At 70.6% G+C, this 25,499-nt stretch carries 24 protein-coding genes; 1 reads left to right on the forward strand and 23 read right to left on the reverse strand.

Annotated elements, in window-relative coordinates; translation table 11 throughout:
- Positions 1–4 precede the first annotated feature (4 nt).
- Complete coding sequence (locus ACN6M5_RS04880; protein WP_434948740.1) at positions 5–793, reverse strand: IclR family transcriptional regulator; 789 nt, start codon at positions 791–793, stop codon at positions 5–7.
- Between the two features lie 160 nt (positions 794–953).
- On the opposite strand from ACN6M5_RS04880, the gene ACN6M5_RS04885 reads away from it, so the two are divergent.
- Positions 954–2,186 carry an MFS transporter gene (locus ACN6M5_RS04885; RefSeq protein WP_434948741.1) on the forward strand — a complete coding sequence of 411 codons (1,233 nt, stop codon included), beginning with the start codon at positions 954–956 and terminating at the stop codon, positions 2,184–2,186.
- Here the strand turns inward: ACN6M5_RS04885 and rpe are convergent.
- The 22 genes from rpe to aroC all read right to left on the reverse strand — a co-directional run bounded on the left by rpe (position 2,176) and on the right by aroC (position 25,481).
- A complete protein-coding gene (gene rpe, locus ACN6M5_RS04890) occupies positions 2,176–2,850 on the reverse strand; it encodes a ribulose-phosphate 3-epimerase (RefSeq protein ID WP_434948742.1) in 675 nt (224 codons plus the stop codon). The two genes, ACN6M5_RS04885 and rpe, sit on opposite strands and share 11 nt — an antisense overlap.
- A 31-nt stretch (positions 2,851–2,881) precedes the next feature.
- Positions 2,882–4,291 (reverse strand): RsmB/NOP family class I SAM-dependent RNA methyltransferase, encoded by a 1,410-nt coding sequence (locus tag ACN6M5_RS04895; RefSeq protein WP_434948743.1) that lies wholly within the window; start codon positions 4,289–4,291, stop codon positions 2,882–2,884.
- Complete coding sequence (locus ACN6M5_RS04900; RefSeq protein WP_434948744.1) at positions 4,288–5,205, reverse strand: methionyl-tRNA formyltransferase; 918 nt, start codon at positions 5,203–5,205, stop codon at positions 4,288–4,290. Before ACN6M5_RS04900 ends, ACN6M5_RS04895 begins: the two co-directional genes overlap by 4 nt.
- 142 nt (positions 5,206–5,347) lie before the next feature.
- Positions 5,348–7,384, reverse strand: a complete 2,037-nt coding sequence (locus tag ACN6M5_RS04905) for a primosomal protein N' family DNA-binding protein (protein WP_434948745.1) — start codon at positions 7,382–7,384, stop codon at positions 5,348–5,350.
- A 2-nt stretch (positions 7,385–7,386) separates the two neighbouring features.
- Positions 7,387–8,580 (reverse strand): methionine adenosyltransferase, encoded by a 1,194-nt coding sequence (metK, locus tag ACN6M5_RS04910; protein ID WP_085367734.1) that lies wholly within the window; start codon positions 8,578–8,580, stop codon positions 7,387–7,389.
- A 50-nt stretch (positions 8,581–8,630) separates the two neighbouring features.
- The gene (locus tag ACN6M5_RS04915) at positions 8,631–9,989 is read right to left on the reverse strand and encodes a bifunctional phosphopantothenoylcysteine decarboxylase/phosphopantothenate synthase (protein ID WP_434952315.1); all 1,359 of its coding nucleotides are present in this window, start codon (positions 9,987–9,989) and stop codon (positions 8,631–8,633) included.
- Positions 9,990–10,091: 102 nt separating this feature from the next.
- The gene (gene rpoZ / locus ACN6M5_RS04920) at positions 10,092–10,349 is read right to left on the reverse strand and encodes a DNA-directed RNA polymerase subunit omega (protein WP_085367736.1); all 258 of its coding nucleotides are present in this window, start codon (positions 10,347–10,349) and stop codon (positions 10,092–10,094) included.
- A gap of 82 nt (positions 10,350–10,431) precedes the next feature.
- Positions 10,432–11,409, reverse strand: a complete 978-nt coding sequence (gene gmk / locus ACN6M5_RS04925; RefSeq protein WP_434948746.1) for a guanylate kinase — start codon at positions 11,407–11,409, stop codon at positions 10,432–10,434.
- The gene (gene pyrF / locus ACN6M5_RS04930; RefSeq protein WP_168689553.1) at positions 11,402–12,259 is read right to left on the reverse strand and encodes an orotidine-5'-phosphate decarboxylase; all 858 of its coding nucleotides are present in this window, start codon (positions 12,257–12,259) and stop codon (positions 11,402–11,404) included. The genes gmk and pyrF overlap by 8 nt, the downstream gene beginning before the upstream one ends.
- Positions 12,256–15,543 carry a carbamoyl-phosphate synthase large subunit gene (gene carB / locus ACN6M5_RS04935; protein ID WP_434948747.1) on the reverse strand — a complete coding sequence of 1,096 codons (3,288 nt, stop codon included), beginning with the start codon at positions 15,541–15,543 and terminating at the stop codon, positions 12,256–12,258. The genes pyrF and carB overlap by 4 nt, the downstream gene beginning before the upstream one ends.
- Positions 15,543–16,706 carry a glutamine-hydrolyzing carbamoyl-phosphate synthase small subunit gene (gene carA, locus ACN6M5_RS04940; protein WP_247597075.1) on the reverse strand — a complete coding sequence of 388 codons (1,164 nt, stop codon included), beginning with the start codon at positions 16,704–16,706 and terminating at the stop codon, positions 15,543–15,545. Before carA ends, carB begins: the two co-directional genes overlap by 1 nt.
- Position 16,707: 1 nt before the next feature.
- Positions 16,708–17,244 (reverse strand): PH-like domain-containing protein, encoded by a 537-nt coding sequence (locus ACN6M5_RS04945; protein ID WP_434948748.1) that lies wholly within the window; start codon positions 17,242–17,244, stop codon positions 16,708–16,710.
- Entirely contained in the window at positions 17,237–18,592 is a 1,356-nt protein-coding gene (locus ACN6M5_RS04950; protein WP_434948749.1) for a dihydroorotase, read from the reverse strand. Before ACN6M5_RS04950 ends, ACN6M5_RS04945 begins: the two co-directional genes overlap by 8 nt.
- On the reverse strand, positions 18,589–19,545 hold the full coding sequence (locus ACN6M5_RS04955; RefSeq protein WP_168689556.1) for an aspartate carbamoyltransferase catalytic subunit: 957 nt from the start codon (positions 19,543–19,545) through the stop codon (positions 18,589–18,591). Before ACN6M5_RS04955 ends, ACN6M5_RS04950 begins: the two co-directional genes overlap by 4 nt.
- Positions 19,542–20,132, reverse strand: a complete 591-nt coding sequence (gene pyrR, locus ACN6M5_RS04960; protein WP_434948750.1) for a bifunctional pyr operon transcriptional regulator/uracil phosphoribosyltransferase PyrR — start codon at positions 20,130–20,132, stop codon at positions 19,542–19,544. Before pyrR ends, ACN6M5_RS04955 begins: the two co-directional genes overlap by 4 nt.
- A 79-nt stretch (positions 20,133–20,211) precedes the next feature.
- A complete protein-coding gene (locus tag ACN6M5_RS04965; protein WP_434948751.1) occupies positions 20,212–20,958 on the reverse strand; it encodes a DsbA family protein in 747 nt (248 codons plus the stop codon).
- Between the two features lie 78 nt (positions 20,959–21,036).
- Positions 21,037–21,453 carry a transcription antitermination factor NusB gene (gene nusB / locus ACN6M5_RS04970; protein WP_085367746.1) on the reverse strand — a complete coding sequence of 139 codons (417 nt, stop codon included), beginning with the start codon at positions 21,451–21,453 and terminating at the stop codon, positions 21,037–21,039.
- A complete protein-coding gene (gene efp / locus ACN6M5_RS04975; protein ID WP_085367747.1) occupies positions 21,454–22,017 on the reverse strand; it encodes an elongation factor P in 564 nt (187 codons plus the stop codon).
- Positions 22,018–22,130: 113 nt separating this feature from the next.
- Entirely contained in the window at positions 22,131–22,568 is a 438-nt protein-coding gene (locus ACN6M5_RS04980) for a type II 3-dehydroquinate dehydratase (RefSeq protein ID WP_085367748.1), read from the reverse strand.
- Positions 22,569–22,645: 77 nt separating this feature from the next.
- Positions 22,646–23,773: a 3-dehydroquinate synthase gene (gene aroB, locus ACN6M5_RS04985; protein ID WP_434948752.1), complete on the reverse strand. Its 1,128-nt coding sequence runs from the start codon at positions 23,771–23,773 to the stop codon at positions 22,646–22,648.
- Positions 23,770–24,261, reverse strand: a complete 492-nt coding sequence (locus ACN6M5_RS04990; RefSeq protein ID WP_434948753.1) for a shikimate kinase — start codon at positions 24,259–24,261, stop codon at positions 23,770–23,772. The genes aroB and ACN6M5_RS04990 overlap by 4 nt, the downstream gene beginning before the upstream one ends.
- Before the next feature lie 11 nt (positions 24,262–24,272).
- Positions 24,273–25,481, reverse strand: a complete 1,209-nt coding sequence (gene aroC / locus ACN6M5_RS04995; protein WP_434948754.1) for a chorismate synthase — start codon at positions 25,479–25,481, stop codon at positions 24,273–24,275.
- Between the last annotated feature and the right edge of the window lie 18 nt (positions 25,482–25,499).

Consider the following 25,499-nt stretch of genomic DNA (forward strand, 5'->3'; position numbering starts at 1 on the left):
TTTGTCAGGACGGCTGAGCGGCGGAGCGCCCTTCTCGTTCATTGAGAGCGGCGAGCGCGTCGGCCCGCAGCGCAGCGGTGATCCGCTCTGCGCCCTCCGTCAGTGGGCGGATCACCGCGGCGATGACAGCGGGGTCGCGCGGGACGACGACGCTGAGCGCCGCCACCACCTCGAGCCCCGGCTCGCGCACCGGCACGGAGACACCCGCCGTGTCCGGGTGCATCATCCCCTCCACGACGGCGTGGCCGCTCGTGCGCACCCCGGCCAGCCGGTGCCGGAGACCGGGCAGGCTCGGCTCCCAGTCCGCGATGAAGCCCTCCCGCATCGCGCGGTCGGCGAACGCCACGATCGCGTGCCCGGCCGACGACCGGTACGCGGGAAGCCTGGTCGCCGTCGTCGCCGCGTTCTCCACCGACCCCTCACCTGAGTAGCACTCGAGGTAGAGCACGTCGTCGCCGTCCGCAGTGAGCACGCCGAGCTGGGTGTTCTGCCCGACCACCCGCTGCACCTCCTGCATGGCAGGGCGCGCGATCGTGAGCAGGTGCGTGTACGGCGAGCGGGCACGGTGGGCGAGCTCCCACAGGTCGAGGCCCAGGCCGATCCTGCCCTGCTCGTCCTTCACCAGCCAGCCGATCGCGCTCAGCTCGGCGACCAGCCGGTGCACGGTCGCCACGGGGAGGTCGGCGAGCCGGGCAACGGCGGTCGCGGTCAGGGGCGGATGCCCGGAGTCGAGCGTGCTCAGGATGCGGACGAGCCGCGTGATCAGCGACTCCCCCGACGGCGAATTGGCCACGTCGACTCCTTCCTGCGCGTCCCACCATGCTACGGTGCGTTCTGATGGCGCACGAGCGTGCGCCAGGCGAACATCCGTTTTGCCATCGCGTCGCCGTGACGCACGAACCGCAGCACCACGCACCACCAGCACCACCCCGCATCACAGCAAGGAGGCTCCGATGACGAGCTCACCCCCGTCCACCGCCCGCGTCTGGCCCGTCATGCTCTGCTGGATCGTGGTGGCGCTCGACGGCTTCGACCTGGTCGTCCTCGGCACGGTCATCCCGACCCTGATCGGTACGGGCGCGCTCGGGTTCGACCCTGGCGGCGCGACGGCCGTGGCCACAGCGGGACTCGTCGGGGTCGGAATCGGTGCGCTCGCCGTGGGCCCGCTCACCGACCGCTACGGCAGGCGCGCGACGCTGATCACCTGCGTCACCCTGTTCTCGGTGTTCACGATCGCGATCGTCGCCGCGCCGAACGTGTTCGTCTTCGGCGCCCTGCGACTGCTCGCCGGGCTGGGGCTCGGGGCGTGCATCCCGACCGTGCTCGCCTACGTGGGCGAGTTCGCCGGGTCCACCCGCACCGGGCGCTCGACGACGCTCACGATGACCGGCTACCACGCGGGCGCCGTCCTCACCGCGCTGCTCGCCCTCGCGATCGTGCCGAACTGGCAGCTGATGTTCATGGTCGGCGGCGTCGCCGGGCTCGTGGTGCTTCCCCTGCTCTGGTTCACGCTGCCGGAGTCGGCGGCCGTCCTCGCCCGTCGTGCGGACGGAGCAGCCCGGCCGGCGGGAACCGTCGGGGTCCTCGTCCGGCGGCCGTACCTGCTCGCCAGCATCGGCATCTGGACGGCGTCGTTCATGGGACTGCTGCTGGTCTACGGCCTCAACACCTGGCTTCCGCAGCTCATGAAGGTCGCCGGGTACGACACCGGAGACGCGCTCGGCCTGCTGCTCGTCCTCAACCTGGGCGCCGTCGCCGGGCTCGTCCTCGCCGGAGCGCTCGCCGACCGCAACGGCACCAAGCGCGTCACCCTGGTCTGGTTCTTCCTGGCTGCGGTGTTCCTCGCGCTGCTGAGCATCCGGATGGACGAGGTCGTGCTGCTGTACGCGGCGATCTTCGTCACCGGCGTCTTCGTGTTCTCCGCGCAGGTGCTCGTCTACGCGTTCGTCAGCCAGCTCTACCCTCCGGAGGTGCGCGGCACGGCGCTCGGCTTCGCCGCGGGCATCGGGCGCATCGGCGCCATCGCCGGACCGGCCATCACCGGGGTGCTCGTGACGCTCGACCTGGCGTATCCGGGCGGCTTCTACGTGTTCGCCGTCGCCGCGCTGATCTCGGTGGCGAGCATCGCGACCGTACCCGCCGTGATCCGCCGACGGGAGCCCGCGCAGGCCGTGGTCAGCGGCTGACCGGGTGGCTGTGGCGGGCGGCCGTCTCGCGCAGCAGTGCGATCTGCCGCTCGGTGTTCTCCGCCTTGAACACACTCGATCCCGCGACGAAGGTGTCCGCACCGTTCTCGGCGGCGACGGCGATGGTCTCCTCGGTGATCCCGCCGTCGACCTGCAGCCACACGTCGGCGCCCGTCGCATCCACCGCCGCGCGCAGCCTGGCGAGCTTGGGCATGGTCTCCGGCATGAACGACTGGCCGCCGAAGCCGGGCTCGACGGTCATCACCAGCACCTGATCGAACTCGGGCAGCAGGTCGAGGTAGTCGTCGACCGGCGTTCCCGGCTTGAGCGCGATCCCCGCCCGCGCGCCGATCTCCCGCAGGCGCCTGGCGAGCGTGATCGGCTCGGTGGCCGCCTCGGCATGGAAGGTGACGGAGAACGCGCCGAGCTCCGCGTATCCCGGCGCCCAGCGCTCCGGGTCGTCGATCATCAGGTGCACGTCGAGCGGGATCGCGGACACGTCCTGGATGCGCCCCACCATCTGCGGACCGAACGTCAGGTTCGGCACGAAGTGGTTGTCCATCACATCCACGTGCACGAGGTCGGCGGTGGCGATGCGACCGAGGTCACGCTCCAGGTTGACGAAGTCGGCGGCGAGGATGCTGGGGTTGATCCGGACTGGCATGCCTCCAGCCTACAAAACCGGCGACCCCGGCTCAGCGCTTGGCGAGCAGCGCGATGAACATCGCGTCCGTGCCGTGACGGTGCGGCCACAGCTGGGCGGCCAGGCCGTCACCGGCGAGGTCGAGGCGCTCCAGCACGAGCTCCTGCAGCACGAACGGCGTGTCGACGGCTTCGACGTCGTCGTGCGCGTCCAGCGCCGCCGCGACGATGCCCCGCGTCTCCGCGATGTGCGGGGAGCAGGTCACGTAGGCGATGAGCCCGCCGGGCTTCGCGGCGGCGATGGCCGCGTCGAGCAGCCGCGCCTGCAGTCCGGTGAGCTCTGCGACGTCGCGCGGGGTCTTGCGCCAGCGCGCCTCCGGCCGGCGGCGCAGCGCACCGAGCCCGGTGCACGGGGCGTCCAGCAGGATGCGGTCGAACTGTTCCGGATGGGACTCTCCGACGGTCGTGCCGTCCAGTTCGAGCACCTCGACGGGCTCCGGCAGCGCGGCCAGCGCACGCCGGACCAGCTCCGCGCGGGCTGGGACGACCTCGTTGGCGGTGAGCGTCGCACCACCCAGCCGCGCCTCGGCGGCCAGCAGCGCGGCCTTGCCGCCCGGCCCGGCGCACAGGTCGAGCCACTGCTCACCCGGCACGATCGGGCGCGCCCTGCTGAGCGCGAGTGCGGCGAGCTGCGATCCCTCGTCCTGCACCCGCAGGCGTCCGCCCGCCTCCTCGACCCTGGCCTGCGGATCCCCGCCGCCCGCGGTGAAGCCGACGGGAGAGAACCGGTCCTCGGTCGCGTCGTCCGGCAGGTCGGCGAGTCCGGGAAGCGCGACCATGTTGACCCTGGGCGCCGCGTTGTCGGCGTTCAGCAGGTCGGCGAGCTCGGCTTCCCTGCCCTCCGCTTCGAGAGCGCGGCGGAAGGCACGCACGATCCACACCGGATGCGAGGTCAGCGCGGAGAGCTCCTGGTCCTGGCCTTTCGTGTCGGCCAGGATGCGCTGCCGCCACTCCTCCGGACTGTGCCGGCCGATCTCGCGCAGCACGCCGTTCGTGAAGCCGGTCGCCGAGCGCGAACCGACGCTGCGGGCGAGCGCGACGGACTCGTTGACGGCCGCGTGCGGCGCCACCCGTGTGGACAGCAGCTGGTGGGCGCCGAGCCGCAGCACATCCAGGATGGGCGGATCGATGCGGTCGACCGGACGCCCGGCCGCGCGGGCGATCACCAGGTCGTAGTATCCCTGCATCCGGAGCGTGCCGTACGTCAGCTCGGTGGCGAGGGCGGCGTCGCCGGGGTTGAGGCCGGCGCGCGCGATGCGCGTCGGCAGCAGCAGGTTGGCGTAGGCGTCGGAGTCGCGCACGGCGGCGATCACGTCGTACGCGACCCGGCGCGCCGGCTGCACGTGGCCGCCCTGCGCGCCGCGACCGCCCTGGCCGCTCTGGTTCCTGTTCCGCTCGCTCATCGCAGCACCACCCCGTTCGCCGCGGAGAGGCCGCGCCACCAGTCGGCGGCAGCCATCGCCTTCTTCCCGGCCGGCTGCACCGTCACCAGCTCCAGCGGATACGTGCCCGTCCCGACCACGACCCGCTTGCCCTGCAGCGCGACCGCGCCGGGGGCCAGCTCGTCCGCATCCGGGGCGGGGCGGGCCGCGAGAACCTTGAACCGGTCGTCGCCGAGCAGCGCGAACGCCCCGGGCTCCGGCGTCACACCGCGCTGCCTGGCGTACACCGCCGCAGCCGGCTGGTGGAAGTCGAGGTGCGCGTCGACCAGCGACAGCTTCGGCGCGAGCGTGACGGCTCCGGTCTGCGGCGCGGAGGCTGCCGTGCCGTCGGCCAGCGCATCCACCGTGTCCGCCAGCAGGTCGGCGCCGGAAAGCGAGAGCGCACCGAGCACGTCGCCTGCGGTCTCGTCGGCGCCGATCGCGCGGGTCAGTTCCGAGAAGACGTCGCCCGCGTCGAGTTCCGGCACCAGCTGGAACACCGCGGCCCCCGTCACCTCGTCTCCGGCGATCACGGCGTGCTGCACCGGGGCTGCGCCGCGCCAGGCGGGAAGCAGCGAGAAGTGCAGGTTCACCCAGCCGAGCCGCGGCGTCGACAGCAGCGGCTCGCGCACCAGACCGCCGTACGCCACGATCACGCCGAGGTCGGGCGCCAGGCTCCGGATGCGCTCCGTCACCGTCTCGTCGAGCCGGTTGGCCTTGATCGTCTCGATGCCCAGCTCGTCCGCCGCAGCGGCGACCGGGGACGGCGTGAGCACGCGCTTGCGCCCCAGTTCCGCGTCGCGCCTCGTGAGCACGGCCACCACCTCGTGCCGCTCGGCCAAGAGCCGCAGCGCGGGGACGGCGACCGCCGGGGTGCCGGCGAAGACCAGCCTCATCCCTCGTTCTCCGTGCGGTGCGGCGTGGACGGGAATCGGGGCATAGCGGGTTCTTTCGGTCGGGAACGTCGGCCGCGTGCTCCGCGGCCACCGTCGATCCTACCGGCCGGGGTCGGCTGGCCAGGGATCGGAGGCACAGGGGTCAGATGATCTCCGGGTCGTCGAACTGCACGCGCAGCGTCGGCGCCGGGCGGAACCCGGTCTTGCCCGCCGGAGCCTTGCGCCGCTTGCTCGCGTTGCGGACGATCGCGCCGCGCACCGCCGTCGCGACCTCCTGCCCTTTCGCGTACTCGAAGCGCAGGATCGCGCGCACGGTGGAGTCGTCCACCGTCGCCGGGCCGAGCACGTCGATCAGCAGCGCTGGATCGACGGCGGCGACCGCCGCCTCCACCACGTCCGGGGCCCCCGCGATCGACGCGAGCCGCACCGCGGGAGGGAAGTGCAGGGCGCGGCGGTCCACCAGCTCGGCGTGCGCGAACTCCGCGACCCTCCCGGTGGCGAAGTCGCGCGCGAGACCGCCCGAGACCCCCACCAGCACGGTCGGCGCTCCCGGCGCGGCGAGCCCGGCCGCGTTCGTCCACCAGCGCAGGCAGTCCTCGGCGACACCTAGAGTCTCCCTCGCCAGCATCCGCTCGCCGTCGAGCAGGAGCACGGCACGGTACCCGCCCGCGGCGATCGGCTCAGCACCGCGGGTCGCCACGACGATGGCGCGCGCATCCGGCACGGACTGCACGGGATGCTCGCCGTCCGCCACGATCACGCGCACCCCGGGGAACGCACGCCCCAGCTCCTCCGCCGTGCGGCCGGACCCCAGCGTGACCAGCCGGAACCGGTCGTGCTCGCAGTGGTCGCAGTGCCAGTTGGTCGCGAGCGCCCCGCACCAGCCGCAGGACGGAACGCTTCCGGCCCTCCGCTGCCCGAGCGGGCCCGTGCAACGGTTGCAGCGCGCGGCCTGCCCGCACTTCGCGCAGGCGATCTGGGGCGCGTACCCGGGCCTCGCCACCTGGATCAGCACCGGTCCCGCCGGCGTCTTCTCGTCGCCGTCGAGGGCCGCGCGCGCGGTCTTCCACGCCACGGACGGGATGCGCGCCGCCCGCGCCACCGGCTCCTCCGCCGTCTGGTTCGCGCTCAGGATCACCTTCGGCCACACCATGCGCTCCGGGTCGACCGCCCGCAGCCAGCCCAGCTCCACCAGCCGCTGCGCCTCGACGCTCCGGATGCGCCCGGCCAGGATGAGCGCGCCGCCCTGCTGCTCCTGCCGCACGAGCGCCGCATCCCTGGTGTGGATGTACGGGGCCTGCCTGGCCGCGTGCAGCGGATCCCCGTCGTTCCAGACGATCAGCAGGCCGAGGTCGTCGGCGGGCGCGTACACGGCGGACTGGCTGCCGATCACGATGCGCGGACCGGACAGCGCGCCGAGGAACGCCTTGTACCGCTCGGAGTCTGTCTGCCGGCCGTCCACGCGCACGACGGCCTCGGCGGGAGCCAGCGCGAGCAGCGTGGCGGCGAGCTGGTCGAGGTCGCGGTAGTCGGGGACGGCGATGATCGCGGTCTTTCCCGCCGCCCAGCAGGCGACGGCCGCCCCGGCGAGAGTCACGGCCCACTGGCCGACCCACTCGCCCTCCGGTGTGCGGACGACGCCGGGAATGGTGCGGAGCGCGATCCGCGCCCCCGCGGCGACGGCCGCCTCCAGCACGCCGTCGCCGTAGCCGCCGATCGGCGCGGTGTGTGGGTGGGCCGCCTCCTGGGTGCTCGCGCTACCTGGCGCATCCGGCTTGTCGCCCGCGGCCACCGCCGCCGCCTGGGCAGCCAGCCACGCCTTCTCCACCCGCACCGACCGCGGGGGAACCGCGAAGCGCAGGATATCGTTCGCCGTCCCCGCGCTGCGGTCGGCCAGCTTCCTGGCCAGCGCCCACACCGCGGGTGTCAGCACGCTCGCCGTCGACACCACCTGGTCGATCGGCGTCAGCTCGCCCTCGTAGTCGATCTGGTCGCGCGGCAGCAGCTCCACCACGAAACCGGACACCATCCTGGCGCCCGTGCGCAGCGGAACCTTGACCCGCACCCCCGGATGCACGTCAGCGTCGAGCGCATCCGGCACGCCGTAGTCGAAGAGGTGATCGAGTTGGGGAAGCGCCGAGTCGATCACGATGCGGGCGACCCGGCCGGCCGCCGCCATCGTCAGAGGCCTGCGGCCGACCGGAGGTCGTCGACGCGGTCCAGACGCTCCCAGGTGAAGTCCGGCAGCTCACGGCCGAAGTGGCCGTATGTCGCGGTCTTCGCGTAGATCGGGCGCAGCAGGTCGAGGTCGCGGATGATCGCGGCCGGGCGCAGGTCGAACACCTCGCGGATCGCGGAGATGATGCGGTCCTCCGGCACGTGGCCGGTGCCGAACGTCTCCACGTACAGCCCGACGGGCGCCGCCTTGCCGATCGCGTAGGCGATCTGCAGTTCGAGCCGGTCGGCGAAACCGGCGGCGACCGCGTTCTTCGCCACCCAGCGCATGGCGTATGCCGCGGAGCGGTCGACCTTCGACGGGTCCTTGCCGGAGAACGCGCCTCCGCCGTGACGGCTCGCGCCGCCGTAGGTGTCGACGATGATCTTGCGGCCGGTGAGCCCCGCGTCGCCCTTCGGACCGCCGATCTCGAACCGGCCGGTCGGGTTGATGAGGGTGCGCACGTGCGCGGACTCCAGCCCGGCCTCGTGCAGCACGGGGGCGATGATCTCCTCGATCACCTCGGCCTGCAGCTGCTCGTTGGACACGCTCGGCGCGTGCTGGGTGGAGAGCACGACGGTCTGCACCGACTTCGGGACGATGCCCTCGTAGCCGATGGTCACCTGGGTCTTGCCGTCCGGCCGCAGGTAGTCGAGCGTTCCGTCCTTGCGCACGGTCGCGAGACGCTCGGAGAGGCGGTGCGCGAGCCAGATCGGCAGCGGCATGTACTGCGGCGTCTCCGTGGTGGCGTAGCCGAACATGATGCCCTGGTCGCCTGCGCCCTGCCGGTCCAGGTCGTCGTTGCTCTGCTCCGCGCGCGTCTCCAGCGCGTCGTCGACGCCCTGGGCGATGTCGGGAGACTGCGCGCCGATCGACACGGACACGCCGCACTGGGTGCCGTCGAAGCTCACGTCGGAGGAGTCGTAGCCGATCTCCACGAGCTTGGCGCGCACCAGGGCGGGGATCTCCACGTAGCCCTTGGTGGTCACCTCGCCGGCGACGTGCACCAGGCCGGTGGTCACCAGGGTCTCGACGGCGACGCGGCTGTGCGGGTCGACCGTGAGGAGCGCATCCAGGATGCTGTCGGAGATCTGGTCACAGATCTTGTCCGGGTGGCCTTCCGTGACCGATTCGGACGTGAAGAGGCGCAGATCTGCCATTGTTCTCCTTAGCCGGATTGTGGCTGCTCGGACGGTGCCCGAGATGCTCGTCAGGCGATGACGTCGAGAATACGATCGGCCACCGACAACTTGGTCCCCGAGGCCTCCATCACTATATCCCCGCCCCGGCGGAGGACCACGACTTCATTGCTGTCCGTTGCGAAGCCCTGCGACCAGCCCACCTGGTTGATCACCAGGAAGTCGCTGCCCTTCGACGCGAGCTTGCTGCGGCCGAGTTCGATCAGCGCCGACGGGTCGGGCTCCGTCTCCGCCGCGAAGCCGACGATGACCTGACCGTCGCGCCGTGCAGCCGAGAGACCGGCCAGGATGTCCGGGTTGGCGACCAGTTCGAGCGTGAGGGTCTCCCCCGCGACCGCCTTCTTGATCTTGGTCTCGCGGACCTCGGCCGGCCGGTAGTCGGCGACGGCGGCGGTCATCACGACGATGTCGGCGGCGCGCGCTGCCTCGGTGACCGCCTCCTGCAGTTCGAGTGCCGTCTGCACCTCGATCAGCTCCACGCCTTCCGGCGGCTCGACCTCGAGGTGGGCGGCGATCAGCACGACCTCCGCTCCGCGGGCGAGGGCCGCGCTGGCGACGGCGACGCCCTGGCGCCCGCTCGACCGGTTGCCGAGGAAGCGCACGGGGTCGAGCGGCTCACGCGTGCCCCCGGCGGTGACGACAACGCGCTTTCCGGCGAGGTCGTCTCCTCCGCGCGGGCGGCGTGCCGCCTCGTTGGCCCTGCGGCGCTCGGAGAGCACGACGATGTCCGCACCGGATGCGGACGCCGCGACGGGGGAAGCGGGAACAGTGGGGGTCTCAGCGGCGGGTGCCGACGCATCCACTGCTGGCTGCGCTGCATCCCCTGCCGCCGCACGCTCGGGATGCGCGCCGACCGCGGCCAGCGCCTCCCGCACGATCACGGAGGGCTCCTCCATCCGGCCGGGGCCGGAGTCTGCGCCGGTGAGCTGACCGCTCGCCGGTCCGACGACGGTCACGCCGCGCGAGCGCAGGGTGGCGATGTTGGCGACGGTGGCGGCGTTGCGCCACATCTCGGTGTGCATCGCCGGGGCGATGACGAGCGGGGCCGTGCTCGCGAGCACGGTGTTGCCGAGCAGGTCGTCGGCGAGACCCGCCGCGAGCTTGGCGATGGTGTTGGCCGTCGCGGGAGCGATGACGATCAGGTCGGCCGACTGGCCGATGGCGACGTGCCGCACCTCGGCGACGCCCTCGTAGAGGTCGGTCGCCACCGGGTTGCGGCTGATCGCCTCCAGCGTCGGGCGTCCGACGAAGCGCAGGGCCGCCTCGGTGGCGACCACGTGCACCGAGTGCCCTTCGAGCACCAGCGAACGGATCACACCGACGGCCTTGTACGCGGCGATGCCGCCGGTGACCCCGACGACGATGGTCAATCGTGCGCTCACGACGCCCTCCCCTTCAACGACGCCATCGCATTGACGACGCGGCTCTCCCACGGCACTGCTCCTGCCCGGGCGCAGGGCCCGGGGGCGTCGCTATTCGGCGATCGGCTTGATGGTGAGCTTGTCCTCGTTGATCTCGTGCAGCGCGACGGACAGCGGCTTGTCGTCGACCGACGAGTCGACCAGCGGTCCGACGTTGTCGAACAGGCTGCCCTCGTGCAGGTCGGCGTAGTAGTCGTTGATCTGGCGTGCGCGCTTGGAGGCGAAGATGACCAGAGCGTACTTGGACTCGACCTTGGCGAGAACGTCGTCGATGGGCGGGTCGATGATGCCCTTGTTGCTGAGTGCCATGCGTGTATTGCTCCTTGCAGGTTGAACGGATCGTGGGTGGTCGCAGGCTGCGACGGCGTCTGAATGACGCGACGAAAACGGTCTACGGGCGCGACGGCGCCGCGCGGATCTTCATCAAGTCTACGACCTCGCGCGCCGCCTCGGCCACGTCGGTGTTCACGACGCGGTGATCGAACTCGTCCTGAGCGGCCAATTCGACCTTCGCCGTCTCGAGTCTGCGCTGCTGTTCCGCCGGTTCCTCTGTGCCGCGGCCGATGAGCCTGCGGACGAGTTCCTCCCAGGTCGGAGGCAGCAGGAAGATCAGTCGCGCCTCCGGCATCGCCTTCCGCACGCTGCGCGCGCCCTGCAGGTCGATCTCGAGCAGTACGCTCTTGCCCTCGTCCAGCGCGCGCTCAATCGGCTTGCGCGGCGTGCCGTAGCGGTATGCGTTGTGCACCGTGGCGTATTCGAGGAGCTCGCCGTCCGCGATCATCCTGTCGAACTCCGCGTCGTCGACGAAGTAGTAGTTGACGCCGTCGACCTCGCCGGGCCGCGGGGCGCGGGTGGTCGCGGAGACCGAGAGCAGCACATCCGGATAGTTCTCGCGGATGTACGTCGAGACCGTCCCCTTGCCGACGGCGGTGGGTCCTGCCAGCACCACGAGGTGGTTCTTCAGCCGCCCGGCCTTCGCCTCGCGGTCGATCAGGTAGTCGCGGAGGCGCAGGCGCTGGTGCCTGCCCAGGCCGCCCAGCCGTTTGGCGGGCGAGATCGCGAGCGTACGCAGGGCATCCTGCATCTTGGTGGTGCCGATCGCGGGCACGCTGAGCAGGAACTCGGTGACCCGCAGGCGCCCCTCGACGCCCTCCGGGTCGGCCGTCGCCTTGTCCAGGACGGTCAGCGGCGAGATCTCCTGGTGCGCGATAGCGGCCTTGACGGCCGCGCGCGCCCGGCGGGCGGCGACGGCGGCCTGCGATGCGGCGGCACGGTCCACCTCCGGCGGGGCCGGCCGGTGGGACGCTGTCGTGCCCGCTGCGGTCGTGCCCTCCGCTGTCGCTCCCTCTGCTGTCGTCTGGTCAGACATGGCTCGCACGCACCTCCTCGGCCCTGCGCGCGATGGCGTCGGCCAGGCCGGACGGACCGGCGCCGAGCAGCCCGCGCGACTCGCTCACGATCACGCCGCCCGCGAACGAGCCGTACAGCCGGGATGCGTCCTCCACCTTCGCGCCCTGGTGGCCGAAGCCCGGGGCGAGCACAGGAGCACGGTTGACGCCGGGCTCCCCCGCGATGTCGATGCCGAAGCCGGTGAGGTCGAGGGTCGCGCCGAGCACGAGCCCGACGGACCCGAATGCGCTGGGGGTCTGCGCCTGGTTGAACGATTGCACGTCTTCGATGATCGCACGAGCGACGGTGCTCCCCGCACGCCGGCCGTCCTGGACGACCGCGCGCTGGATGGCCGCCGCCTCCGGATTGGAGGTCGCGGCGAGCACGAACAGGCCCTTGCCGTTCGCCTCCGCCAGCCGCATCGGCTCCTCGATCGACCCGACGCCCTGGAACGCCGCGATGGTCATCGCGTCCGCTTCCAGCGGGGCGCCGGGGGTGAGCCACGCCTCCGCGTACGCCGTGACGCTGGTGCCGATGTCCCCGCGCTTCGCGTCGGCGATCACCAGCAGCCCGGCCGAGCGGGCAGCCCCGATCACCTCTTCGAGCGCCGCGTACCCCGCGGAGCCGTATCGCTCGAAGAACGCGACCTGCGGCTTGACGATGCCCGCCCGTCCCTTCGTCGCCTCGACCACCGCGAGCCCGAACTCACGCGCGCCGGAGGCCGAGGCCGCGAGGCCCCAGCTCTCCAGCAGGTGCGCGTGCGGGTCGATGCCGACGCAGAGGCGCCCGCTGGCCGCGAAGACTCCGGCGAGCCGGTCACCGAAGCTCACGCGCGTGCGGCCCTCTCGATCGCGTACTGCTGCAGCGACTTGACGTCGAAGCCCTCGCGGATCGCATCCACCGATGCCACCGCAGCGCTCAGCTCGGCGATCGTGGTGAACAGCGGCTTGTCTCCGGCCACCGCAGCGGCGCGGATCTCGTAGCCGTCCGCCCGGGCGGAGCGGCCGCTCGGGGTGTTGATGACCACATCCACCTCGTTGCGGTTGATCAGGTCGACGATGGATGGCGCATCCACGTTCTCCGTCTCGCTGAACTTGCGCACGACGCTGGCGGCGATGCCGTTGCGGTTCAGGACCTCCGCCGTTCCCTCTGTGGCGAGGATCGAGAAGCCGAGCTCCTGCAGGCGGAGCACCGGAAGCACGATCGAGCGCTTGTCGCGGTCGGAGACCGACACGAACGCCGTGCCGCCGAGCGGCATGCCGCCGTACGCGGCCGACTGGCTCTTGGCGAACGCGCGCGGGAAGTCCTTGTCGATGCCCATGACCTCGCCGGTAGAGCGCATCTCCGGGCCGAGGACCGAGTCGACGACGTTGCCCTCCTTGGTGCGGAAGCGCTTGAACGGCAGCACGGCCTCCTTGACGGCGACCGGCGAGTCCATCGGGATGATCGAGCCGTCCTGCTGCGGAAGCAGACCCTCCTCGATCAGCCCGGCGACGGTTGCGCCGACCATGATCCTGGAGGCAGCCTTCGCCAGCGGGATGCCCAGCGCCTTCGACACGAACGGCACCGTGCGGGAGGCACGCGGGTTCGCTTCGAGCACGTAGAGCACGCCGGCGCCGATGGCGAACTGCACGTTCAGCAGTCCGCGCACGCCGATGCCCTCCGCGATCTTCAGCGTCGCCTCGCGCACCCTGTCGATCTCGCGACGACCGAGCGTGATCGGGGGAAGCGTGCAGCTCGAGTCACCCGAGTGGATGCCCGCCTCCTCGATGTGCTCCATCACGCCGCCGATGTAGAGAGTCTCTCCGTCGTAGAGCGCGTCCACGTCGATCTCGATGGCGTCGTCGAGGAAGCGGTCCACCAGCAGTGGATGCGCCGGCCCGACGATGCCCTGACCGGCCACGCGCTCGAAATAGTCGGCCAGCGACGGGCTGTCGTAGACGATCTCCATGCCGCGGCCGCCGAGCACGTAGCTCGGGCGCACGAGCACCGGGTAGCCGATCTGCTCCGCCACCTGCACGGCGCCGGGGAAGTCGAACGCGGTGCCGTTGCGCGGCGCGAGGAGTCCGGCGTTCTCGAGGATCTCGGCGAACAGGCCGCGCTCCTCCGCCAGGTCGATCGCCTCGGGCGTGGTGCCGAGGATCGGGACGCCTGCTGCCTCCAGGCCCTTCGCCAGCCCGAGCGCCGTCTGGCCGCCGAGCTGCACGACGACGCCCACGAGCTCGCCGCTCTGGCTCTCCGCGTGGATGACCTCCAGCACGTCCTCCAGCGTGAGCGGCTCGAAGTAGAGGCGGTCGCTGGTGTCGTAGTCGGTCGAGACCGTCTCCGGGTTGCAGTTGATCATGACCGTCTCGTACCCGGCGTCGCTCAATGCGAACGACGCGTGCACGCAGGAGTAGTCGAACTCGACGCCCTGACCGATGCGGTTGGGGCCGGAGCCCAGGATGACCACCTTGCGCCTGTCGCTCGGCTCCACCTCGGTCTCCAGGTCGTAGCTGGAGTAGTGGTACGGCGTGAGGGCCGGGAACTCGCCTGCGCAGGTGTCCACCGTCTTGTAGACGGGACGCACACCCAGGATGTGGCGGATCTCGCGCACGTCCGCCTCGCCGAAGCCGCGCAGCTGACCGATCTGCGCGTCGGAGAAGCCGTGGTCCTTCGCATCCCGCAGCGTGTCGGTGTCGAGGGTCTCCGCGGTGCGGATCTGCTCCGCGACCTCGTTGATGAGCACGATCTGGTCGAGGAACCACGGGTCGATCTTCGTGGCCTCGAACACCTGCTCGGGCGTCGCTCCGAGGCGGAGCGCCTGCTGCACATCCACGATCCGGCCGTCCGTCGGGGTCTGGATGCTCGTCAGCAGCTCCTCGACGGTGCGGTTCTCGGCACCCCAGTGGAACGACGACCCGCGCTTCTCCAGCGAGCGGAGCGCCTTCTGCAGCGCGCTGCTGAAGCTGCGGCCGATGGCCATCGCCTCTCCGACCGACTTCATGGTGGTGGTGAGGGTGGGGTCGGCGGCGGGGAACTTCTCGAACGCGAACCGCGGCACCTTGACGACCACGTAGTCGAGCGTCGGCTCGAAGCTCGCCGGGGTGACCTTGGTGATGTCGTTCGGGATCTCGTCCAGGCGGTAGCCGATGGCGAGCTTCGCGGCGATCTTCGCGATCGGGAAGCCGGTCGCCTTCGACGCGAGCGCCGACGAGCGGGAGACGCGCGGGTTCATCTCGATGACGATGATGCGGCCGTTCGCCGGGTCGACAGCGAACTGGATGTTGCAGCCGCCGGTGTCGACGCCGACGGCGCGGATGATGTCGATGCCGATGTCGCGCATCCGCTGGTACTCGCGGTCGGTCAGCGTGAGGGCGGGAGCGACGGTGATCGAGTCACCGGTGTGCACGCCGACGGGGTCGACGTTCTCGATCGAGCAGACGACCACCGTGTTGTCGGCGGTGTCGCGCATCAGCTCGAGCTCGTACTCCTTCCAGCCCAGGATGGACTCCTCCAGGAGCACCTCGCTGGTCGGGCTCTGGTGGATGCCGTCGCCGACGATGCGGCGCAACTCCTGCTCGGTGTACGCGAAGCCGGAGCCGAGGCCGCCCATCGTGAACGACGGACGGACGACCAGCGGGTAGCCGAGGTCCTCGGCGAACTCGACGGCCTCCTCGACGGTGTGCGCGATGTGCGAGCGCGCGACCTCCGCGCCGGCCTCGATCACCAGCTCCTTGAAGATCTGGCGGTCCTCGCCCTTCTGGATGGCCTCGAACTTGGCGCCGATCAGCTCGACGTCGTACTTCTCCAGGATGCCGTGCTCGTGCAGCTGGATGGCGGCGTTGAGAGCGGTCTGGCCGCCCAGGGTCGGCAGGATCGCATCCGGCTTCTCCTTGGCGATGATGGTCTCGATGACCTCCCACGTGATCGGCTCCACGTACGTGGCGTCGGCGAAGTCGGGGTCGGTCATGATGGTCGCCGGGTTCGAGTTCACCAGGATGACGCGCACGCCCTCCTCGCGGAGCACGCGGCACGCCTGGGTGCCGGAGTAGTCGAACTCACAGGCCTGCCCGATGACGATCGGGCCGGAGCCGATGACCAGGACGGAATTGATGTCGGAACGCTTCGGCATTACTCGGAGTCTCCCTGCGATGCGGTTGCGCCGTTCTCCCGAGCGGTGATCATGTCGAGGAAGCGGTCGAAGAGGTAGTTGGCGTCGTGGGGCCCTGCGGCCGCCTCGGGGTGGTACTGCACGCTGAACGCGTTGAGGTCGAGGCAGTTGAGCCCCTCCACCACGTTGTCGTTGAGGCTGAAGTGGCTGACCTCGACGCGGCCGAAGCCCGCCGGGGAGTCGAACACACCGTCGATCGGCGCATCCACGGCGAACCCGTGGTTCTGCGCGGTGATCTCCACCCGGCCGGTGCGCTTGTCGAGCACCGGCTGGTTGATGCCGCGGTGGCCGAACGGCAGCTTGTACGTGCCGAGGCCGAGCGCGCGGCCGAGCAGCTGGTTGCCGAAGCAGATGCCGAAGTACGGGACGCCGGCCCTCAGCACCTCCTGCAGCAGCGCGACGTGCTTGCCGGACGCCTGGGGGTCACCTGGCCCGTTCGAGAAGAACAGGGCGGACGGCTGCAGTTCCAGCACATCCCTGGCCGACACCATCTGCGGGAGCACGTGCACGTCGAGGCCGCGCGCTGCGAGGTTCTCGAGCGTCGACTTCTTCACGCCGAGGTCGAGAACGGCGACGGAGCCGACCTTCTCGCCGACCGCGGGGACCGTGAACGGCTCGGGCGTCGACACCTCGGCAGACAGGTTGGTGCCCGCCATCGTCGAGGTGGACCGCACGAGTTCCAGCTGCTCCCCGTCGGTGAGGTCGAAGTCCTCGCCGGAGAAGATGCCGGAACGCATCGCGCCCGCCGACCGGATGTGCCTGGTCACCGCGCGCGTGTCGATCCCGCTGATGCCGACGACGCCCTGGGCGACCAGGTCGTCGTCGAGGCTGCGCTGGGCGCGGAAGTTGGACACGATGCGGCTGGGCTCGCGCACGACGTAGCCGGCGACCCAGATCTGGCGGGACTCCATGTCTTCGTCGTTCGTGCCCGTGTTGCCGATGTGCGGGGCCGTCATCAGGACGATCTGGCCCGCGTAGCTCGGGTCGGTCAGCGTCTCCTGGTATCCGGTCATGCCGGTGGAGAACACCGCTTCGCCGAACGTGCGGCCGACGGCGCCGTACGCCCGTCCGACATAGCGGGTTCCGTCTTCGAGGACGAGGACGGCGGGGGTTGCCTGCGCCACGTCACACCTCACTTTCCGTGCTGGTTCCCGCCTGATGGCCGGCGGGGAGAATGGATTCGACCGCGGCGATCACCGGCGCCCGGTCGGCCGGGTCGACGACCCGGAAGAAACTGTCTGCCGCCACGCCGCCGCTGGTGGTCCAGGAGAGACGGAGCAGTCCGTCCTTCTCGACAACACGGTCGATGGCGGTGGTCGCCGCCCCGAGGCCGGTGATCGCCGACGACGGGATGTAGACGGGCTGCTCGCCGGGGATGGCGACGCTGACGCCGTCCTCCGTCACGCTCAGTTCCGCCTTTCCGCGGAACGAGAGCCCGGGGAGCGCGAGGCGCTCCAGGTGCTCCCCGCCCTTGGTGGTGGCGACGTAGAAGGTCGCGACGCGCGCGAGCGGCTGCGCTGCAGTGGTGGCCGCAGCCGGGGCAGCGTATCCGCCGCCCGCCGATCGGTCGCGTCGCACGCGTCGTCGCCAGCCCCAGACGATCAGCAGGACGGCGACGACCAGGACGGCCGCGACGACCAGGACGGGGACGAGCTTATCCACGCAGTGCCTCCTCGTAGTGTCCGGCGACCGCCCTCGCGCGGGCGGCGACCTCCTCCGCGTCGGAGACCGCGCCGTCGAAGACCGTCGGGTATCCGTGGTGGAAGGTCGCGATGACGCGGCCGGGGAGCGTCATCGACAGGTAGGGAGAGTTGATGCCCTTTCCGGCGAGGTCTCCGGTGGAGAACGACCGGGAGGCAGCGGGGTCGTAGAGCGTGAACTCCGCGGCAGCCCCCTGCTCGATCGCCTGGCCGTGACCGGCCAGCCTGCCGATGCGCGCCGGGGTGTGCGAGAGCACGCGGGCGACGTCAGCCCAGCCGAGCATCCCGTTCTGCACCACGGAGGCGTGCACCACCGAGAGCGCGGATTCCAGGCCGACCATGCCGAACGCGGCGGCATCCCACTCGCAGTCCTTCGACTCGACGGGATGCGGGGCGTGGTCGGTGGCGACGATGTCGATGGTGCCGTCCGCGAGCCCTGCCCGCAGCGCCTCGACGTCCTCCGACCGACGCAGCGGCGGGTTCACCTTGTATCGGGCGTCGTAGCCGCTCGCCAGGTCTTCGGTGAGGATCAGGTGGTGCGGGGTGACCTCGGCCGTCACGTCGATGCCGCGGGCCTTCGCCCAGCGGATCACGTCGACGGAGCCGGCGGTCGAGACGTGGCAGACGTGCAGGCGCGAGCCGACGTGCTCGGCGAGGAGCACATCCCGCGCGATGATCGACTCCTCGGCGACCGCCGGCCAGCCGGCCAGCCCCAGCTCGCCGGACAGCGCGCCTTCGTTCATCTGCGCGCCGACGGTCAGTCGCGGCTCCTGGGCGTGCTGGGCGATGACGCCGTCGAACGCCTTGACGTATTCGAGCGCCCTGCGCATCAGCAGCGGGTCGGAGACGCACTTGCCGTCGTCCGAGAACACCCGCACGCGTGCACGGGAGTCTGCCATCGCGCCGAGCTCGGCCAGCCGCTCGCCCTCCAGGCCGACGGTGACGGCGCCGATCGGGCGCACCGTGGCGTAGCCGGCGGCGTCGCCCAGGCTCAGCACCTGCTCGACCACACCGGCCGTGTCGGCCACCGGGGAGGTGTTTGCCATCGCGAACACCGAGGTGAAGCCGCCGGCCGCCGCAGCGCGGGTGCCGGTCAGGACCGTCTCACTCTGCTCGTAGCCCGGCTCGCGCAGGTGCGTGTGCAGGTCGACCAGGCCGGGGAGCGCGAGCAGCCCGTCCGCATCGACCACCGTCGCGCCGGCAGCGGACAGCCCGGTGCCCAGCTCCGCGATCCTGCCGTCGCTCACCAGCAGGTCGGCACGCGTGCCGTCTGCGAGCGTCGCTCCCGCGATCAGATACTTCTCGTTCATGCCAAGTCCTCCCGATCTCCACCGGACAGCAGGAGGTACAGAGCGGCCATTCGAACGGAAACCCCGTTGGCCACTTGTTCCCTGACCGTCGAGCGGGGTGAGTCCGCCGCCGCCGCCGAAATCTCCAGACCCCGATTCATCGGACCGGGGTGCATCACAATGCTACCGTCGCCGAGCCGGGCGAGACGTTCGTCGTCCAGCCCCCAGCGACGCGAATACTCCCTGGTGTTGGGGAAGAACGCCGCATTCATCCTCTCGCCCTGAATGCGGAGCATCATCACCACGTCCGGTCCTGCGTCGATCGCGGCGTCGAGGTCGTAACCGATCCTCGCCGGCCAGCCGGACGCATCCACCGGCAGCAGGGTGGGCGGCGCCACCAGCGTGACGTCGGCGCCGAGGGTCTCCAGCAGCCAGACGTTCGAGCGCGCCACCCGCGAGTGCAGGATGTCGCCGACGATGGTCACCGTCACGCCGTCGAGGTCGCGACCCCTGGATGCAGCACCGTGCAGCCTGCGCCGCATGGTGAACGCGTCGAGCAGCGCCTGGGTGGGGTGCTCGTGCATCCCGTCTCCGGCGTTGACGATGCCAGCGTCGATCCAGCCGCTGGCGGCGAGCGTCTGCGGGGCTCCGGATGCGCTGTGCCGGATGACGACGGCGTCCGCGCCCATCGCGGCGAGCGTCTGCGCGGTGTCCTTCAGGCTCTCGCCCTTGGAGACGCTGGAGCCCTTCGCGCTGAAGTTGATCACGTCGGCGGAGAGCCGCTTGGCCGCAGCCTCGAACGAGATGCGGGTGCGGGTCGAGTCCTCGAAGAAGAGGTTGACGACGGTCTTGCCGCGCAGCGTCGGAAGCTTCTTGACCTCGCGCTCCTGCACGTCGGCCATGTCCTCGGCCACGTCCAGGATGCGGATGGCGTCGTCGCGCCCGAGGGTGCGGGTGGAGAGGAGGTGCCTCATGCTCCGGCCTCCGCACTGCCCTGGGCGTCCGCGGCGTCCGCCAGGCCGTCCTCGATGGTCACGGCCTCGGCCCCGTCGATCTCGGTGAGCAGCACGTTGATGCGCTCCGAGGCGGCGGACGGCAGGTTCTTGCCGACGAAGTCCGCGCGGATCGGCAGCTCGCGGTGGCCGCGGTCGACCAGCACGGCGAGCCGGACCGCGCGCGGCCTGCCGAGGTCGCTCAGCGCATCCAGTGCCGCCCGGATGGTGCGCCCCGAGTACAGCACATCGTCGACCAGCACGACGGTCTTGCCGTCGATGCTGCCCGGCAGAGAGGTGGGCGCCGGGGTGCGGGTGGGGTTGCGGGAGAGATCGTCGCGGTACATCGTCACGTCGAGCGCGCCGACGAGGTCGGCCGGCGATGCGACCGCCTGTGGCTCGATCCGCTGGATGTTCTCCGCGATCCTCCGCGCGAGGACGACCCCACGCGTGGGGATCCCCAGGATGATGAGATCGTTCGTACCCCGGTTGGACTCGAGGATCTCGTGGGAGATCCGAGTCAACGCCCGGGTGATGTCAGCGTGTTGCAGCACTGTTCGTACTGTCATGCCGACCTCCTTCCCCGCCTCACAGGACGGCTGTTAAAGGATGTCTACCGCGAACGAGCATAGCAGGAGCCCGCGATGCTCAGTTCTTCGCGAGGAACGAGGTGAACGCGGCGCTGTCATCGACCTTGCCGGTGAACTGCTTGCCGTCCACGAGCACGGTCGGCGTGCCCTGGATGGTGTCCAGCACCTTCGTGCCGTCCACGGTGATGGGACCCGTCTGCGAGTGCGCGGTGTTCGCCTGCGCCCACGCCTGGTACGGGCCGCTGCGGCCGAGGCAGTCGGTGATGTCGGTCATGCCGCCGTCCGTGGCGAGCTTCGCCAGCTGCTCGTTGGTCAGCCCGTTGGAGTTCTCCTCCGGCTGGTTGGCGAACAGTGCCGTGTAGTAGTCCAGAGCGCTGTTCGGCTCCTTCACCGCCACGCAGGTGAGCGCCGCGGAGGCGCGGGTGGAGTATCCGGTGCCGTTCGATGCCCGGTCGAGGAACGTCAGCGGGTGCAGCCGGAGCGTGATCGTGCCGTCCGAGACCGCCTTCGCCAGCGTGTCTCCGTTGGCCTTCTCGAACGCGCCGCAGATCGGGCACATCGGGTCGAACCAGATGTCGACGTGCTTGGTTCCCGTGCCCGCCTTGATGTAGCCCTCGTCGAAGTTGACCGCGCCGTCCGTGCCGGTCGGAGCCTTCGCCGTGGCGACAGGGACCGAGCCGTTGCCCCCGACCAGCGAGCACGCGGCCGTGCCGGCCACGAGGGCGATGGCGATGAGTGCTGCGCCGAGTGCGCGCACCCCCGCTCGCCGTCCGGATGGGCGTCGAAGGGAGGTGGTGCTGCGCATGGCTCTCGTTCCGCTGGTCTGGCGCTCACCCGCCGGGATGCGCCTGGTCGGGCGCTCCCTGCGGGTGAGCGGCTGGTCTTACTTCGGTTTGTTCTGCGCGATCTTCGCGAGAAGACCGTTGATGAAGCCGGCCGAGTCGTCCGTGGACAGCACGGTCGCCGCCTCGACGGCTTCGGAGATGGCGACGCCGTCCGGCACCTGCTCGTTGAAGAGCAGCTCCCAGACGCCGATGCGCAGGATGGCGCGATCGACGATCGGCATGCGCGCGAGGGTCCAGCCCTGCGCGTACGTCTCGATCTGCTCGTCGATCTCGTCCTGGTTGTCGATGATCCCGTCGACGATCTCGCGGGCGTACAGCCACGACGCTTCGCGCTGCGGCTCACTGGCCGCGCGCTCCGCCTCGGTCGCGAGTGCCTGGTTCAGCGCGATCTGCCGGACGTCCGCTCCGTAGAGCACGTCCAGAGCACGCTTGCGGGCTTTGGTCCTGGCGCTCATCTAGTCGTTGACGCGACCGAGGTAGTCACCGGTGCGGGTGTCGACCTTGACCTTGGTGCCGGTCTCGAGGAACAGCGGGACCTGGATCTGGTAGCCGGTCTCCACGGTCGCCGGCTTGGTGCCGCCGGTGGAGCGGTCGCCCTGCAGGCCCGGCTCGGTGTACGTGATCTCGAGCACGACGGAGGCGGGGAGCTCGACGTAGAGCGGCTCGCCCTCGTGCAGCGCGACGGTGACGTTCTGGTTCTCGAGCATGAAGTTGGCTGCGTCGCCGACGACGGTGCCCGAGATGCTGATCTGGTCGTAGTCGCTGGTGTCCATGAAGACGAAGTTCTCGCCGTCCTGGTACAGGTACTGGTAGTCGCGACGGTCGACGTTCGACGTCTCGATCTTCGATCCGGCGTTGAAGGTGCGGTCGACGGTCTTGCCGCTGGTGACGTTCTTCAGCTTGGTGCGGACGAACGCGCCGCCCTTGCCCGGCTTGACGTGCTGGAACTCGATCACGGTCCAGAGCTGGCCGTCCATGTTGAGGACGATGCCGTTCTTGATGTCAGCGGTTGTTGCCATGCGTGAGTTCCGTTCGATTGTGGGAGAAGATCCGGGTGGATGCGCGCCGGAGCGGTCCACGGTGGCCGGCCACGCACGAAGGACGCGGCGGCAGCCTCAAGAGATTCTAGTTGTCAGTCGGCGTTTCGGCGAATGTGGGCGAGCGCCAGGCGGTAGGAGTCGAACCCGAATCCGGCGATCACCCCGCTCGCGACCGCGGAGATGACACTCGTGTGCCGGAACTCCTCGCGCGCGTGCGGGTTGGACAGGTGCACCTCGATGACGGTGCCGCCTGCTTTGGTCACGAGCGAGACCGCATCCCGGAGCGCGTAGGAGTAGTGGGTCCAGGCGCCCGCGTTGAGGATGACGGGAGCTCCGCTGTCCGCCGCCTCGTGCAGCCAGCGCAGCAGCTGGCCTTCGTCGTCCGTCTGGCGGAGGTCGATGGTCGTCTCCGGCGCGTCGGACTGCAGGACGACCCGGAGGTCGTCCAGGGTCTCCGCACCGTAGACGTCGGGCTCGCGAGTGCCGAGACGCCCGAGGTTCGGGCCGTTGAGGACGAGAACACTGCTCATAGCCGATCAGCCTACCGGCGCATCGGCGGCGGAGAGCGGACCCTCGGCCGCCAGCTCGGTCGCGGTGGTCGCGGTCGTCACGAACCGATCTCCTGGTATGCGGCGAACAGCAGGCTCTGGTCGGGGCCGGCGAGCACGGTCGGCCGGGCGATGTCGTCGAGCACGATGAAGCGCAGCAGGCTCCCCCGCGCCTTCTTGTCGCGCTGCATCGACGCGAGCAGCGTCTGCCATCGGCCGAGCGGGTAGCTCACCGGCAGCGTCAGGGACTCCAGGATGCGGCGGTGCCGGTCCACGACCTCGTCGCTCAGCCGCCCGCTCAGCCGGGCGAGCTCCGCCGCGAACATCATGCCCACGGAGACGGCGGCGCCGTGGCGCCACTGGTAGCGCTCGGCGTGCTCGATGGCGTGCCCGAGCGTGTGGCCGTAGTTGAGGATCTCGCGGAGTCCCTGCTCGGTGAAGTCCTCCCCGACGACCCGCGCCTTGATGCCGATGGACAGCTCGACCAGGCGGCGGAACTCGTCGGACAGTGGATCGGTGGCCCGGTCGACGTCGCGCTCGATGATGTCGAGGATCCCCGGCTCGGCGATGAAGCCGTACTTCACGACCTCGCCGAACCCGGCCAGGATCTCGTTGCGCGGGAGCGAGGTGAGCGTGTCCAGGTCGCAGATCACCGCGGCCGGCGCGTAGAAGGCGCCGACGAGGTTCTTGCCCTCCGCCGTGTTGATGCCGGTCTTGCCTCCGACGGCCGCGTCGACCATCCCGAGCAGTGTCGTCGGCACCTGCACCAGCCGGACGCCGCGCAGCCAGGTGGCCGCGACGAAGCCGGCGAGGTCGGTCACCGCGCCACCACCGAAGCCGATGACGGCGTCGGAGCGGGTGAAGTCGGCCTGCCCCATCACCTGCCAGCAGAACGCGGCGACCTCGACCCGCTTGGCCGCCTCCGCATCCGGGACCTCGGCCAGCAGCACCTCGAACTGCCCGACCAGCGACTCGCGCAGCTCGGCAGCGGCCGCGCCCAGCGTCGGCGGGTGGACGATCAGCACCTTGGCGACGCCGCCGCCGAGGTGGTCGGCCAGCTGCGTGCGAAGCCCGCGGCCGACCACCACCGGGTACTGGTCCGCGCCGGGGACGAGGATCTCGGTCGGCCGGTCGTTGCCGGTCTGCTGGTCGTTCCCGGTGGGCTGGTCGTTCTCGATGGGGGTCATCGCTGTCCTTCCTCGACCCAGGCCGCGATCTCTTCCACAATGGTGTCGATCGGTCTGGTCGATGTGTCTGCCGTGTAGTCGGCGAGTGCTGTGTAGATGTCGGTGCGGGCGGCGACGAGTCGCTTCCACGATTCCACGTCGGTGACCAGCGGTCGCTTGCCGTTGCCGATCCTGGCCGCGATGGCCTCGGGGCTCACGGTGAGGAGCACGACGCGGGCATCGGCCAGGTCGGCCTGCGTGCCCTGGTCGATGACGGCGCCCCCTCCGAGCGAGACCACGCCGTGCTCTCCGAGCGCCCTGGCCACGATCGCGCGTTCCAGTGCGCGGAAGTGCGGCTCCCCGTGCTCGGCGAAGATCGCGGAGATGGGCCCGTGCTCGTCGACGATCAGCGAATCCGTGTCGACGAACGGGACCTTCAGGCGCGCGGCGAGCCGTTTGCCGATGCGCGACTTGCCCGCCGCCGGCGGACCGATCAGGACGATGGTCACGGGTGCGGTGCTCAGGCGTATGGCGCCGACAGGCGCTCCGTCGCGAGGTTCTGCGGGATGGCGTCGAGGTAGCCGCGCAGGTTCCTCGCCGTCTCCGCGATGGAGTCTCCGCCGAACTTCTCGACGACCGCGTTGGCGAGCACCAGCGCGACCATCGCCTCCGCGACCACGCCGGCCGCGGGGACGGCGCAGACGTCGGAGCGCTGGTGGTGGGCGGCCGCCGCCTCGCTCGTGGCGATGTCGATGGTGCGGAGGGCGTGCGGCACCGTCGCGATCGGCTTCATGCCTGCGCGCACGCGCAACACGGTTCCCGTGCTCATGCCGCCCTCGGTTCCACCGGCCTTGTCGCTGGTGCGGACGATCTCGCCGTCTTCCGCCACCAGTTCGTCGTGGGCCTCAGAACCGCGTCGCGTCGTGGTCAGGAAGCCGTCGCCGACCTCCACGCCCTTGATCGCCTGGATGCCCATGAGCGCTGCCGCCAGCTGCGCGTCGAGCCTGCGGTCCCAGTGCACGTGCGAACCCAGTCCGGGCGGAAGCCCGTATGCGAGCACCTCGACGACGCCGCCGAGGGTGTCGCCGTCCTTGTGTGCGGCATCCACCTCTTCGACCATCAGCGCGCTGGTCGCCGGGTCGAAGCAACGCAGCGGATCGGCGTCGAGCACGTCGACGTCGCTCGGCAGCGGAAGGGGCGAACCCTCCGGAACGCGCACCGGACCGATCGACAGTGTGTGGCTGACGAGCGTGATGCCCAGCTCGGCCAGGAACGACCGGGCGATGGCGCCGAGCGCGACCCTGGCGGCGGTCTCACGGGCACTCGCCCGTTCCAGGATTGGGCGCGCCTCGTCGAAGCCGTACTTCTGCATCCCGACCAGATCGGCGTGACCGGGGCGCGGGCGGGTGAGCGGTGCTCCGCGGCCGCTCGCGAGCTTCTGCTCGTCGACAGGCTCCGCGCTCATCACGTCGACCCACTTGGGCCACTCGGTGTTCCCGATGCGCAGCGCGATGGGGCTGCCGAGGCTGTACCCGTGGCGGACGCCGCCCGAGATATCGAGCGCGTCCTGCTCGAACTTCATGCGCGCACCACGCCCATAGCCGAGTTTCCGGCGCGCGAGATCGGCGCGGATGGCGTCGAGGGAGACGGGCACCCCTGCGGGGAGCCCCTCCAGGAGGGCGATGAGTTCGGGACCGTGGGATTCCCCGGCCGTGAGCCAACGAAGCATGATTCGATTCTGGCACAG

Origin of the sequence: Leifsonia araucanica (genome assembly GCF_051161895.1) — a bacterium.
Classification (GTDB): Bacteria; Actinomycetota; Actinomycetes; order Actinomycetales; family Microbacteriaceae; genus Leifsonia.

Coding starts and splice junctions, on each gene's coding strand:
- ACN6M5_RS04885 (WP_434948741.1), top strand. CDS start 954: ATGACGAGCTCACCCCCGTCCACCGCCCGCGTCTGGCCCGTCATGCTC.
- rpe (WP_434948742.1), bottom strand. CDS start 2,850: ATGCCAGTCCGGATCAACCCCAGCATCCTCGCCGCCGACTTCGTCAAC.
- ACN6M5_RS04895 (WP_434948743.1), bottom strand. CDS start 4,291: ATGAGCGAGCGGAACAGGAACCAGAGCGGCCAGGGCGGTCGCGGCGCG.
- ACN6M5_RS04900 (WP_434948744.1), bottom strand. CDS start 5,205: ATGAGGCTGGTCTTCGCCGGCACCCCGGCGGTCGCCGTCCCCGCGCTG.
- ACN6M5_RS04905 (WP_434948745.1), bottom strand. CDS start 7,384: ATGGCGGCGGCCGGCCGGGTCGCCCGCATCGTGATCGACTCGGCGCTT.
- metK (WP_085367734.1), bottom strand. CDS start 8,580: ATGGCAGATCTGCGCCTCTTCACGTCCGAATCGGTCACGGAAGGCCAC.
- rpoZ (WP_085367736.1), bottom strand. CDS start 10,349: ATGGCACTCAGCAACAAGGGCATCATCGACCCGCCCATCGACGACGTT.
- gmk (WP_434948746.1), bottom strand. CDS start 11,409: ATGTCTGACCAGACGACAGCAGAGGGAGCGACAGCGGAGGGCACGACC.
- carB (WP_434948747.1), bottom strand. CDS start 15,543: ATGCCGAAGCGTTCCGACATCAATTCCGTCCTGGTCATCGGCTCCGGC.
- ACN6M5_RS04950 (WP_434948749.1), bottom strand. CDS start 18,592: ATGAACGAGAAGTATCTGATCGCGGGAGCGACGCTCGCAGACGGCACG.
- ACN6M5_RS04955 (WP_168689556.1), bottom strand. CDS start 19,545: ATGAGGCACCTCCTCTCCACCCGCACCCTCGGGCGCGACGACGCCATC.
- pyrR (WP_434948750.1), bottom strand. CDS start 20,132: ATGACAGTACGAACAGTGCTGCAACACGCTGACATCACCCGGGCGTTG.
- ACN6M5_RS04965 (WP_434948751.1), bottom strand. CDS start 20,958: ATGCGCAGCACCACCTCCCTTCGACGCCCATCCGGACGGCGAGCGGGG.
- nusB (WP_085367746.1), bottom strand. CDS start 21,453: ATGAGCGCCAGGACCAAAGCCCGCAAGCGTGCTCTGGACGTGCTCTAC.
- efp (WP_085367747.1), bottom strand. CDS start 22,017: ATGGCAACAACCGCTGACATCAAGAACGGCATCGTCCTCAACATGGAC.
- ACN6M5_RS04980 (WP_085367748.1), bottom strand. CDS start 22,568: ATGAGCAGTGTTCTCGTCCTCAACGGCCCGAACCTCGGGCGTCTCGGC.
- aroB (WP_434948752.1), bottom strand. CDS start 23,773: ATGACCCCCATCGAGAACGACCAGCCCACCGGGAACGACCAGCAGACC.
- aroC (WP_434948754.1), bottom strand. CDS start 25,481: ATGCTTCGTTGGCTCACGGCCGGGGAATCCCACGGTCCCGAACTCATC.